The sequence below is a fragment of the Polaribacter ponticola genome, from assembly GCF_026191475.2.
In the GTDB taxonomy this organism is placed as follows: domain Bacteria; phylum Bacteroidota; class Bacteroidia; order Flavobacteriales; family Flavobacteriaceae; genus Polaribacter; species Polaribacter ponticola.
The window spans coordinates 1,274,078-1,286,599 of sequence record NZ_JAOSLC020000003.1 but is presented as its reverse complement, the minus strand read 5'-3'; the positions used below and the strand labels follow the sequence as shown (position 1 = coordinate 1,286,599).

Genomic DNA, 12,522 nt, shown 5'->3' with positions numbered 1-12,522 from the left:
CAATAAGAGTATATTTTTTTATTTGTAAGAAAATAGGATAATATTGTTTTCACAAAAGTAAATGCTAATCCAATATTAAAAACAATTTGTAAACGTAGAAACTTATTAAAAAAAATACATTTATCGAGGCATTTACTTTTTACAAAAACAATTAGAAAAATAGTACAGAACAAATAAAAAAATACACACTTATTTTCGCTTCTGCCAGCGCACTACGTACTTCGTCTTTAATAATTTTCATTCAATCGCCATTGGGCTAACATTTTTAAAGATTGATAAACTCCACGCTCAAACCCACCTCTGTTTATCAATCTTTAAAAACGATAATATTAGTTGATATTTTTTCCTTATCTCATTCTCCTGCACAAAAATTCTGCTAAATTCATTTAGTTTCTTTATCAAAATTCTTTGTTTGTCTCATTTCGTTAAGTAAAAAACTAAAAAAAGGACATTTAAAATATAAATATCCTTTTCTCGATACTGATTTTTTAAAAATTACTTTTTACGCTGTTTTTTTATAGTTTTTACAAAAAGTTTCATCATTACAGAAGCAATAAAACTTACAATTGCCCCCAAAATAGCTAAAACAATAGTAGTAATAATATCTTCTGAACCAATATGAGTAATTGCAGATAAAAATGTACCACCTAAAACACCAGCACTCAAATTTTGATGAGGTAATTGAAAATTCATATCAATTATTTTTTTGATTTGTATCTACTACTGAATTTTCTTTTTTATCAGAAACTACAGCTTGACTTACAGCTGTTGCAACAGTTCCTGCAACAGTCATATAAGTTGCAATGGTTACAATAGTAGCTGGTATTGCAACAGGAGCTGCAATAATTGCTCCACCTGCAGTAGCCAAAGCAATACCGATATTTCTTAAAATTCTAAAGAATTTCGGAGTTGGTTTTTTATAACGTTCTATAATTTTCATAATTCTGTGATTTAATAGTTAATATTATTTTTTCTTTTCGGTCTTTAGCTTGATATACTAATGATAGTAATTTCTGCATTGCATTTCTGGAATAAACACCTCTACCAATTCCATTTAAATAGGTTACAGGTGCAATACAGCCTTGTAAATCTTTTAAAGCATCATTTGCTGGATGAAATAAAATAAAGCTTCTACCTTTCACATTTTTCAAAATCAAATGATGCTGAAATCGTTTTGAAAATCTTGGTACAATTTGATATTCTCCTTCTGGTATGCAAGAGATATTTCGTTTGTTATTATTCCAGGGTAATTCAATTGTATGGCAAAGAAATTTATCAGAAGAAAAGAGAGTACCATTAGTACCCTCTTTAAAATAAGCCCTTTGAAGTAACAACTCCATACTTATGGTTTGTCAATAATGGTTATAGAAAGTGCATTATATGTACCGTTTTTTAAAGAATACATTTGTCCATTTACCTCTTGATAAAACTCTATTCCTAAAACTTGTACAACAGGTAAAGTTGAGTTTGCAGTAATTGAAGCAGATAATGCAATAGCAGCTGTATTTGCAACTGTAAATGGTAAAATTGCAGTTTCATCATTTTCAAAAGTTGAGGTTTCATTTTCAAAATCCAATTCTGATGCACCCATTACAACTTTAAAATGAGTTGTTCCAGCTGGTGCTGCAATTCTAACAGTTGGAGAAAAAGCAACTAAATCAATAGTAGCTTCTCCAGTAACTCTATCAAATGCTTTCGTAAATGGAGCAAATAAAGTAGCACCTAATTTTCCATTCAAGTTAAATTCGAACGCTTCTAAAAGGTTTAAATTTCCTTGCTGTAAAGTTCTGAAACCTCTTTCATTAATAACATCGGTTTTGATAATTGCAACCAAAATTTTAGTTAAACGAGATACAACTCTTCTGTCTTTTGCATTTTGCAAAAGCACACGAATTGCATTACGTAATACTTTACCTCCTTTTCCAGCTCTTCCAAATTCAGAACCATTTTCACGCGTTCTTTGAAACGCAGGATCATTCTGGATTCTGTTTTTGTCAACACCTCCTTTTTCACGAGCAAGATGTCCATCTGCAGTTTTATAAAAAGAAATACCTCCGATAGTTCCTTTTAATTTAATAATTCCGGTTTGTTTTGCCATAATTTTACTTTTTTTGATTAATACATCAAATCACGTAACTTTATGGCAGTCGATAAAAAATCAAATTCCGTTTTTGGTCATACATTCCGAAACAACCTAAAACGTCATTAAAATATTGATAACACTATCGTGTTGTCAACATTTTAACAACGCATTATTACCATACATCATATAATTATAGATATGGCTTAAGTATGGTTAAAGCATAGATAGAGTATTATGATTCAAAAAAGAGCTTGCATATACCCAAAAGACATTCAACGCATCACAGGGCGTAGTGAGCGTTATGGGCGTAAGCTTTTAAGTGATATAAAAAGTTTTTTGGATAAAGAACCTCATCAATTTATAACTGTAGATGAATTTTCTGAATACTCTGGGATTCAATTAGATATAGTAAATAAGTATATTAGAGATTAAATTTTATGGGACTAATTAGGTGTCAGTAAAAATTCATATATTTTGAAACATAGATAAACAGAGGGTTTATAAGAATTTTGTTAGTTCCTTCCTTTCTGCAAAATAATTTTTTAGAGATCATAATTAAAATCTACTTTTGCAAATGTACTTGCAGTTCCTTTGCTAGTTTCCTCTAAAATTAATTCCTCATCAATAAAAAGTTGAACTTTTAATTCTGCATCACTAAAATTATTTCTAAAACCTTCACCTCTTAGAAAATCGTGTTCGTAATTGTCAAAAACTATTTTTATAGGTAATGGATTATCATCTACATCATATTTAAAAACATAAGCTTTTGCAACGTCTGTACCAATGTCAAAATCATAATAAGTAATCATAACTTCATCATAGTTTGGTTCTGTAGTGGTAAAAATAATTTCTATATCTTTTGTAGATAATTCTTTTATCTCTTCTGGTGTTAGTGATACTTCAGAAGAACAAGAAAAAAATGAAAATAGAACTACAAGAAATGCTAATCTTTTCATAATCAATATTTTTAACAAATATATTAAAAGTCAATTAATTACTTTTAACTAATTTATAATAAAGTATGAAACCTTTCAAATTTAAAGAGTTTTCTGTTGAGCAAAGTAAAACAGCAATGAAAGTAGGCACAGATGCTGTTTTGTTAGGTGCTTGGTGTTCTTTAGCAGATTTTCCAAATTCAATTTTAGATATTGGTTCTGGTACTGGAGTTATTTCTTTAATGATTGCTCAAAGATGTGATGCTTTAACAATAGATGCTGTAGAGATAGATGATAATGCTTATGAACAAACTGTAGAGAATTTTGAAAGGTCAGATTGGGGAGATCGTTTGTATTGTTACAATGCTTCTTTTCAGGAATTTGCCGAGGAAATGAATGAGGAGGAAGAAACCTATGATTTTATTGTTTCTAACCCTCCATTTTACACTGATGAATATGAGAGTAATAGTGTAGGTAGAAATAAAGCTCGATTTACGAGTTCTTTATCTTTTGAGAATTTAATAAAAGGGGTTTCTAAAATTTTATCTTTAAATGGAAGATTTGCAGTTATAATTCCTTTTAAAGAAGAAATTAATTTTATCGAAAATGCAAAAAAATATAATTTAATTTTAAATAGATGTTGTCATGTTCAAGGAAATTTATCCTCTAATGTAAAAAGGAGTTTATTGGAGTTTTCTTTTCACTCAAAAGAGATTATAAAAGAGCATTTAATTATAGAAAAAGGTCGTCATCTATATACAGAAGATTATATAAACTTAACAAAAGATTTTTATTTAAAAATGTAATTAACCAACAACGTTATTAGGGTTATAGCCTAAATATGGCACTTCTTTATCTTTAAAAATGATTCCGTAATTTTCTAATTCTTTTAAAATTGGTTCATATACTTCTTTAGTTATTGGTAGCTGAACACCAGGAGTAGTAATTTCTCCTTTCAAAATTTTTAATGCTGCAATTGCAACTGGTAATCCTACTGTTTTAGCCATTGCAGTGTAAGTCTGATTTTCTCCTTCTACAACTAAGCTACTTTCTATTTGTCTTTTTTCTCCATTTAATTCGTAACCAAATAAGTGTTGCATTACAATCATATCTTTATCTTCTTCTTGTAATGTCCAAGAATCTTCTAGAATTTTCTGTAATATTTTTGCTGGAGTAGCGTTTGTTAACCCTATTTTTTTCTTAGGATTAAATAAGTCTAACTCTACTAGTTTAGCCCACATTAAATCATCTTGATCTATTTTTAAATAAGAACGTAGTTTCAATTCAACAGAATCTGAGGGAGAATATGCTAAAAATAAATTCACAAAATCACGATAACTCATATTTTCTGAATCTTCTATAGTATAAGAATCATCGGTCATACCAAGCTGAATAAAAATGTTCCAGGCTCTAGAGAATCCCATTTTTCTAATAGTTCCTCTGTACATTGTTGGTATATTATTAAGCCCGTATACATTCCTATATTTTAAAGAGTCTCTATTAGCATACGCTTCAAATTGTCCACTGCCAGCTATGTTTAAAAATTCTGTTCTTCTAAATAATTTATGATATGGTATGTATTTGTAAGTACCTTCTTGTATAAACATTGCAGCACCACCTTGACCTGCTAAAACAACATTTCTTGGATTCCAAGTAAATTTATAATTCCATAAGTTATTGTCACTTTCTGGAGCAACTAATCCACCACAAAAAGATTCAAAAAGTAACATTTTGGCATTCTTATCTCTAATTCTATCTAGAACTTGCATTGCACTCATATGGTCTAAGCCAGGGTCTAAACCAATTTCATTCATGAAAATTAGCCCTTTTTCTTTAACAGCTTTATCAAGTAATTTCATTTCTTCTGAAATATATGATGCTGTAACCATATGCTTTTCTAGTTTAACACAGTCTTTTGCTACTTCTGTATGAAAGCGAGCAGGAAGCATAGAAATAACAATATCATTTTTAAGTATTTCTTGTTCTCTTTCTTTTTCATTAAATACATCTAATGTTATAGCACTAGCATTTTTATGATTATTAATTAGTTTTAATGCGTTTTCAGTTGAAATATCAGCAATTGTTAAGAAAAGGTTTTCTGCTTCAGATTTATTTAATAAATATTGAATTAAAGATGAACTTGATTTTCCTGCGCCAATTATCAGAATGTTTTTCATAAAAAGAAAGATGTATTTTTGTATAAACGAAGATACTATATTTGTTTAAAATTTAACAAAAACAGCTTAAAATGTTTAAAAATTTAATAATTACTTGTTTTTTAGGATTGTCCGCAGTAATATTAGGAGCTTTTGGCGCACATGCTTTGAAAGATATATTAACTTCAGGTCAGTTATTAAGTTATGATACTGCAATTAGATATCAAATGTATCATGTTATTGTTCTTTTATTTGTGAATATTTTTGAAGGCTTTTCTGTAAAACAAAAAAATACAATAAGTTACTTGTTTTTTGTTGGAATTCTATTTTTCTCAGGCTCAATCTATGTTATTCAGCTTACAAATTTAACTGCAAAATCTATTTGGTTTATTACACCTTTAGGAGGTTTGTTTTTTATAGTTGGTTGGTTTTCAATGATTGTAATATTCGCAAAGAAACGAGTGAAGAAGTAAAATTATAATAATTTTTACTCAAAAATTACCTTATCTTAAAATATTGTTTAATTTTGTCAAATACTAAAAAAACAAAAAATATTGATATGGTAGATACAAATACGAAATCGATTTCGTTAAATAGTCTAGGAATCAAAAATGCAACGGTTCGTTATCAGTTAAGTTCTAGTGACTTACATGGGGAGACGTTAAAAAAAGAACAAGGAGTCGAATCATCTTTAGGAGCAATAGCTGTTAATACTGGTGAGTTTACTGGTCGTTCGCCAAAAGACAGATTTATTGTAAAAGATGATATTACAAAAGATGAAGTTTGGTGGAGCGATATAAATCTTCCATTCGACGCAACTAAATTTGATGCACTTTATAATAAAGTAACAGATTATCTTTCAGAAAAAGAAATTTTTGTTAGAGATTCTTATGCGTGTGCAGATGAAAATTACAAATTAAATATTAGAGTTGTAAACGAATATCCTTGGAGCAATATGTTTGCTTACAATATGTTTTTACGACCAACAGAAGAAGAATTGAAAGGTTTTTCTCCAGAATGGACAGTAATTAATGCACCAGGTTTTATGGCAGATCCAGAATTAGATGGAACTCGTCAGCATAATTTTGCAATTTTAAATTTCACCAAGAAAATCGCTTTAATTGGTGGTACAGGTTATACAGGTGAAATTAAAAAAGGAATTTTTTCTGCGTTAAACTTTATACTTCCAGTTTATAAAAATACATTACCAATGCATTGTTCTGCAAATGTTGGTAAAGATGGTGATACTGCAATTTTCTTCGGATTATCTGGTACGGGAAAAACAACACTTTCTACAGATCCAGATAGAAGTTTAATTGGTGATGATGAACATGGTTGGACAGCAGAAAATACTGTTTTTAACTTTGAAGGTGGTTGTTATGCAAAAGTGATTAATTTATCGCAAGAACAAGAACCAGAAATTTTCGGTGCAATTAAAAAAGGCGCAATATTAGAAAATGTGGTAATGGACGATAAAGGAGCTATTGATTTTGCAGATACTTCAATAACTCAGAACACAAGAGTTAGTTATCCTATTTATCATATAGATAATATAAAAGAACCATCAATTGGAGAAAATCCGAAGAATATCTTCTTTTTAACTGCAGATGCTTTTGGTGTTTTACCTCCAATATCTAAATTAACTCCAAATCAAGCTGCTTATCATTTTATTTCTGGTTATACAGCAAAAGTAGCTGGTACAGAAGCAGGAATTAAAGAACCAACACCAAGTTTTTCAGCTTGTTTTGGTGCACCTTTTATGCCTTTGCATCCTACAAAATATGCAGAAATGTTAAGTAAGAAGATGAAAGAAGCAGGTGTAAACGTATGGTTAATTAACACGGGTTGGTCTGGTGGTCAATACGGAGTTGGTAGAAGAATGCCTTTAAAATATACTAGAGCTATGATTTCTGCTGTTTTAAATGGCGATTTAGGAAGTTATAGATATGAAGACTATCATATTCATTCTGTTTTTGGAGTCGCACAACCAAGATCTTGTCCTGGTGTTCCAACAGAATTGTTAAGTCCGAGAGCAACTTGGAATAATGATGAGGAATATTATAAAACAGCGTTTAAATTATCAAACGCATTTAGAAATAATTTCACTCAGTTTGAAGAAGTTGCTAATGAAGATATTCGTAGAGGTGGTCCTCAACGTTTTGCAGATTAATTATAGATTCGTTATTAAATTTTTTGAAAACACCTCTATTTTGAGGTGTTTTTTTATTTTTAGAAAGATCTAATCCTTTTTTAATTATTTGATAAATTTTTGAATTTTAAATTGAGTGTTATTTTCATAATTCAATTTAAAAAGATAGACCCCTCTTGTCAGAAATTCAATATCAATTTTATTAGAATTAACAGACTTATAAATTAGTTGTCCGGTAATGTTATAAATTTCAGAGCTAAAATGATTCTCTTCTGAGTTAATTTCTATATAAGTTGAATATATTTTAATAATAGGTTTATGAAAAATATCATTTACATTTAAAGTGCTATTTCCTTGATTACAATTTGCATAATCAATTGGTGTTGAAATATAATCAGATAAATACTCGATTATATAATTTGCTGTTGTTAATGGAAATGTGTAGCTAGGAGGTTTAGGAAACAAGTTGGGAAATACATTACTAATATAATCATTAAGACTAAGTGTAACTTGGTCAGAGTTTTCAAGTAATATTCCATTTTTATAAAAAATATACTCATTATTTTCATCTTTTCTAATTACAAAACTTGAGTCTAAAGAATAAGTATAACTACTTGAATATTGGTTTAAAAAGTTTCTAAACTCTGTTACGCTCATTGTAAATGTATCGAAACCATTACCAAAAGGATCTATTGAATAAATAGAAAATGGAGTTAAATCGCCTTTATATATTATATCTCTAATTCCTCCGAAATTTTGAACAACCATATCAGAACCAGAAATTACTTGAAGTGCATCTGTATAAAAACATCCTGTAGAGGTTTTTGATAAACTAGATAAAGAAGAGCCTATTTTTGTGTAAAATTCAGGATTATTATAATAGTTACTAATAGTATTAGATAAATTATCATCAACAGTCAGACGATTGTCATTTAAATTAATAAGTTCAAATTCAAAATTTGTTATTTTTTTATTTGTTACAGTTAATGTAGTTTTTGAAATTTTATTTAAATTACCACCAGACATTACTTTGTATCCATTAGCATATGAAGTGCCATATTCTTGGTTAGTATGACCACCAATGACTAAATCTACAAAACTATGATTGTTAAGAATTTGATTGTCTTTAGAACCACCATAATGTGTAAGTGCGACTATTAAATCTACATCATCTGTGGTTTTAAGATTTTTATAAGCTTCAAAACTGTCTAAACCTTCTGTAAATGATAATCCTTCAATTTTTTTGGATGTGTTAAAGGATAACCTCCTGGGCTTCCAGTTTCTACAACACCTACAAATGCTATAGAAAACCCATCTTTGGTTATTATTGTACTTCCTTTTACATCGCCTAATTCACCAGTTCCACCAGAAATATTATCACAAATAAAAGGAAAGTTTGCTTGAGCTAAACGTTCATTTAGTATTGTTTGACCATAATCAAACTCATGATTACCAATAACACTAACGTCTAAATCCGTTTTGTTAAGCATATCTATCATTGGATATCCTTTATTCTCATGATAATCTACAATTGGATTCCCTGAAAATAAATCTCCAGCAGCTACAAAATACACTTTTTGATTGTTAGCTTTTTCAGCATCAATTAGTGGCTTGATTTTTGAAAAATTTTCTATTTCACTGTGAGGGTCATTAATTGCAAAAATGACAATAGTTTCTTGGGCGAAAAATGTAAGTTGAGAAAAAAATATAAAAAGATATATTTTTATATGAGATTTTGATTTAAAGAGCATAAATCCTAGATTTTTGGAATAGCAAATATAAAGCGTTTTTAGTTTTTTGTCAAAAAACTGATTAACTCTATAGTTGTTAATTATAATTGATACCTAACTTTTCTGCTTAACAGTTTACTTCTTTTGTATAAGAAAATAACTCATTCTATGTGTTCTTTATTTTTAGAAGTATATTTATTAATAAATAATATTTCATGATAAAATAATGGTTTCAAAATATTGGCACAGGAACTTTAGTAGCAGTCGCATTTATTAACTTAGAAACTGTTACTCTAAGTGCTTTAGCGGGTGTAAAATTTGGTTTCAATTTATTATTGGTAATGTTTTAGTCAGTAATAGCTACTATTGTTTTGTAAGAAATAGCTGCAAGATTGGGTGTTATTTCTCAAAAAGGATTGTATGAAGTTATTAGAGAAGAAATTGAGATTCCTTTTTTTAAACAGTTTATTACCATTTTTAATTTTATCTGCAATTGTAATTGTAAACGGCTTATATCAAGCAGGAAATATTAGAGGTGGAATTTTTGGATTAGAAACTGTTTTGGAGAATTTAAATACAATTTCTGTGATCTTTCTTTGAGTTTTATGAGCATTAATATTGGGATTATTGCTTTTGGTCTTTTATATATTTCAAAAAAAGTCTTAATTACCTTGGTTTTATTGATGAGTTTCTCATTTCAATTTGTTTTAAATGTTAACTTCTTCTGGAAAATTAATTGTATTAATGAGAGATTGCCAAGTTACTGTTGGTTATCCAAGGTTTTTGCAGTTGTTAGAAAAGTCAATCAATCAAATTTCTCAAAAAAAATACAAAAGGGAATTTTACTTTTAAAGTATATAAAACATAAAAAAAGCATCCTAATAAGGATGCTTTTTTTATGTTTCAAAGTTAAGTTGATTATTGTTTAGATTCAACCTCAACTTTTACTTCTTTAATAATTTTATCAGCTTTCTTTATAATGTCAACAGAAACAATTTCTCCAGCCTCTTTAGCTTTTTTTCAATGTCAGCAATAGTTCCTTCAATTTTCTGAATATCAGTAATTGTTTTACCATTTTCAGTTTTAGAAGTAGTAATTGTTGCCATTGCTAGATCGCCAGAAGTTTTTTTAATTAAAACTTTTACTTCTTTCTTAATTTCTTCGCTATGTGATTCGTTTAATGAATGACCTCCTAAAATAGGTGCTATTACTAAACCAATTAAGCAAGTAAGTTTAATTAAGATATTCATTGATGGTCCAGAAGTATCTTTAAAAGGATCTCCAACGGTATCTCCAGTTACAGCAGCTTTGTGCGCTTCAGAACCTTTATAAGTCATTTCTCCGTTGATTTCTACACCAGCTTCGAAAGATTTTTTTGCGTTATCCCAAGCTCCACCAGCGTTGTTTTGGAAGATTGCCCAAAGTACACCAGAAACAGTAACACCAGCCATATAACCACCTAACATTTCAGCAATTGCTAAATTATTCATTCCAAAAATCATTGGCACAAATGCAATTATTAATGGAAATCCGATTGTTAATAAACCTGGTAACATCATTTCTTTTAAAGATGCTTGTGTAGAAATTGCAACACATTTATCGTATTCTGGTTTTCCAGTTCCTTCCATAATTCCTGGAATATCTCTAAACTGGCGTCTAACTTCTTGTACCATTTCCATAGCAGCTTTTCCTACTGCATTCATTGCTAATGCAGAAAATACAACAGGCACCATTCCTCCAACAAATAACATTGCTAATACGGGTGCTTTAAAAATGTTAATACCGTCAATTCCTGTAAAAGTTACATAAGCAGCAAATAATGCTAATGATGTTAATGCTGCTGAAGCAATAGCAAATCCTTTACCGGTTGCTGCAGTTGTATTACCAACAGAATCTAAAATATCTGTTCTTTCTCTTACTATTGGGTCTTGTTCACTCATTTCTGCAATACCACCTGCATTATCAGAAATTGGTCCAAAAGCATCAATAGCTAACTGCATAGCAGTAGTAGCCATCATTGCAGAAGCAGCTAAAGCAACTCCGTAAAAACCAGCAAAAGCATAAGAAGCCCAAATTGCACCAGCAAATAATAATACAGATGGGAAAGTAGAAATCATACCTGTTGCTAAACCAGCAATAATATTTGTTCCTGCTCCAGTAGAAGATTGTTGAACTATTTTTAAGATTGGAGATTTTCCTAATCCTGTATAATATTCAGTAACTGAAGAAATTACTGCACCAACAACTAAACCTACTAATGTAGCAGCAAAAACTCTCATAGAAGAGATTTCTTGTAAACCTTCTCCAAAAAATTCCATTTTCATAGTTTCTGGTAACATCCAGGTTACTAAACCATAACATGAAAGACCAACTAAAACAATAGATGTCCAGTTTCCTTTATTTAAAGCACCCATTACTTGGTCTTCTTTAGCCTCATTAGAGCTAATTTTCACCAACATTGTTCCAATAATAGAAATGATGATTCCTGCACCAGCAATTGCCATTGGTAATAAGATTGGTCCAATTCCACCAAAAGCATCAGAAATGCTTCCACCCATATCTTCTATAACATAGTTTCCTAGAACCATAGCTGCTAAAACTGTAGCAACGTAAGAACCAAATAAATCGGCTCCCATACCGGCAACATCACCAACGTTGTCACCAACATTATCTGCAATTGTAGCAGGGTTTCTTGGATCGTCTTCTGGTATACCTGCTTCTACTTTACCAACTAAATCTGCTCCAACATCAGCAGCTTTAGTGTAGATTCCTCCGCCAACTCTAGCAAATAATGCAATAGATTCTGCTCCTAAAGAAAAACCAGCTAAGGTTTCTAAAACAATAGTCATTTTATCTACAGAAAAAACTCCTTCTGCACCTCCCATAAAGTAATTATAAAAAATGATAAAAAATACTGTTAAGCCCAATACTGCTAATCCGGCGACACCAAGTCCCATTACTGTTCCACCACCAAAAGATACCTTTAGAGCATTCGGTAAGCTAGTACGAGCTGCTTGAGTAGTTCTTACATTGGTTTTAGTAGCAATTTTCATTCCTATGTTTCCTGCAAAAGCAGAGAATACAGCGCCACATATAAAAGCTACAACAATAAGAATATGAGTAGTTGGAACTACAAAAGAAACTATTGTTAATAAGATACTTACTATTACAACAAAAATTGCTAGTAATTTATATTCAGCATTTAAAAAAGCTAAAGCACCTTCATAGATGTGGTCAGAAATTTCTTTCATTTTACCATCACCTGCATCTTGTTTCATTACCCATTTTTGCTTTACTACCATGTAGATTAAGCCAATTACTGCCATAATAATAGGCATGTAAATCATCATTGATTCCATATATAATATTTAATTTGATTAGTTTAAAACGGCCGTAAATGTAATAAAATCAAAGTGATAAAAAAACCACCTTTAATTAAAGATGGTTCAATTTTTTAACATTATATTAA

14 protein-coding genes and 1 pseudogene are annotated in these 12,522 nt (G+C 29.9%); 6 read left to right on the top strand and 9 right to left on the bottom strand.

What is annotated here, in order from left to right; translation table 11 throughout:
- Window positions 1-495: 495 nt before the first annotated feature.
- Genes N5A56_RS10950 through N5A56_RS10935 form a run of 4 tightly spaced genes read right to left on the bottom strand, consistent with a single transcriptional unit; the run spans window position 496 to window position 2,098 of the window.
- Entirely contained in the window at window positions 496-693 is a 198-nt protein-coding gene (locus N5A56_RS10950) for a hypothetical protein (protein ID WP_265725492.1), read from the bottom strand.
- 1 nt (window position 694) lies between these two features.
- Window positions 695-940: a hypothetical protein gene (locus N5A56_RS10945; protein ID WP_265725491.1), complete on the bottom strand. Its 246-nt coding sequence runs from the start codon at window positions 938-940 to the stop codon at window positions 695-697.
- Window positions 918-1,340 (bottom strand): DUF5675 family protein, encoded by a 423-nt coding sequence (locus tag N5A56_RS10940; protein ID WP_265725490.1) that lies wholly within the window; start codon window positions 1,338-1,340, stop codon window positions 918-920. The genes N5A56_RS10945 and N5A56_RS10940 overlap by 23 nt, the downstream gene beginning before the upstream one ends.
- Before the next feature lie 2 nt (window positions 1,341-1,342).
- Window positions 1,343-2,098: a hypothetical protein gene (locus N5A56_RS10935; RefSeq protein WP_265725489.1), complete on the bottom strand. Its 756-nt coding sequence runs from the start codon at window positions 2,096-2,098 to the stop codon at window positions 1,343-1,345.
- A gap of 219 nt (window positions 2,099-2,317) precedes the next feature.
- Between N5A56_RS10935 and N5A56_RS10930 the strand changes: the two genes are divergently transcribed.
- Window positions 2,318-2,515, top strand: a complete 198-nt coding sequence (locus N5A56_RS10930; protein WP_265725488.1) for a hypothetical protein — start codon at window positions 2,318-2,320, stop codon at window positions 2,513-2,515.
- Between the two features lie 110 nt (window positions 2,516-2,625).
- Here the strand turns inward: N5A56_RS10930 and N5A56_RS10925 are convergent, their stop codons facing one another.
- Entirely contained in the window at window positions 2,626-3,039 is a 414-nt protein-coding gene (locus N5A56_RS10925; protein ID WP_265725487.1) for a hypothetical protein, read from the bottom strand.
- 65 nt (window positions 3,040-3,104) lie between these two features.
- Between N5A56_RS10925 and N5A56_RS10920 the strand changes: the two genes are divergently transcribed.
- Entirely contained in the window at window positions 3,105-3,824 is a 720-nt protein-coding gene (locus tag N5A56_RS10920; protein WP_265725486.1) for a tRNA1(Val) (adenine(37)-N6)-methyltransferase, read from the top strand.
- Here N5A56_RS10920 and N5A56_RS10915 read toward each other — a convergent pair whose 3' ends face one another.
- Window positions 3,825-5,195 (bottom strand): saccharopine dehydrogenase family protein, encoded by a 1,371-nt coding sequence (locus N5A56_RS10915; protein ID WP_265725485.1) that lies wholly within the window; start codon window positions 5,193-5,195, stop codon window positions 3,825-3,827.
- Between the two features lie 71 nt (window positions 5,196-5,266).
- Here N5A56_RS10915 and N5A56_RS10910 point away from each other — a divergent pair, with 71 nt between their 5' ends.
- Entirely contained in the window at window positions 5,267-5,647 is a 381-nt protein-coding gene (locus N5A56_RS10910; protein WP_265725484.1) for a DUF423 domain-containing protein, read from the top strand.
- Window positions 5,648-5,733: 86 nt separating this feature from the next.
- The gene (gene pckA / locus N5A56_RS10905) at window positions 5,734-7,344 is read left to right on the top strand and encodes a phosphoenolpyruvate carboxykinase (ATP) (protein ID WP_265726134.1); all 1,611 of its coding nucleotides are present in this window, start codon (window positions 5,734-5,736) and stop codon (window positions 7,342-7,344) included.
- A gap of 84 nt (window positions 7,345-7,428) precedes the next feature.
- Here pckA and N5A56_RS10900 read toward each other — a convergent pair whose 3' ends face one another.
- Together N5A56_RS10900 and N5A56_RS10895 are read right to left on the bottom strand one after the other, a co-directional pair.
- Window positions 7,429-8,349 (bottom strand): 5'-nucleotidase C-terminal domain-containing protein, encoded by a 921-nt coding sequence (locus N5A56_RS10900; RefSeq protein ID WP_274270398.1) that lies wholly within the window; start codon window positions 8,347-8,349, stop codon window positions 7,429-7,431.
- 182 nt (window positions 8,350-8,531) lie between these two features.
- The gene (locus N5A56_RS10895; protein ID WP_274270397.1) at window positions 8,532-9,074 is read right to left on the bottom strand and encodes a metallophosphoesterase; all 543 of its coding nucleotides are present in this window, start codon (window positions 9,072-9,074) and stop codon (window positions 8,532-8,534) included.
- 399 nt (window positions 9,075-9,473) lie between these two features.
- Between N5A56_RS10895 and N5A56_RS10890 the strand changes: the two genes are divergently transcribed.
- Window positions 9,474-9,653, top strand: coding sequence for a hypothetical protein (locus tag N5A56_RS10890; protein ID WP_265725482.1), 180 nt, complete (start codon window positions 9,474-9,476; stop codon window positions 9,651-9,653).
- A 114-nt stretch (window positions 9,654-9,767) separates the two neighbouring features.
- A pseudogene (locus tag N5A56_RS10885) lies at window positions 9,768-9,905 on the top strand (allophanate hydrolase subunit 2 family protein); the annotation flags it as partial.
- A gap of 122 nt (window positions 9,906-10,027) precedes the next feature.
- Here the strand turns inward: N5A56_RS10885 and N5A56_RS10880 are convergent.
- The gene (locus N5A56_RS10880) at window positions 10,028-12,412 is read right to left on the bottom strand and encodes a sodium-translocating pyrophosphatase (protein WP_274270396.1); all 2,385 of its coding nucleotides are present in this window, start codon (window positions 12,410-12,412) and stop codon (window positions 10,028-10,030) included.
- Window positions 12,413-12,522: the final 110 nt, after the last annotated feature.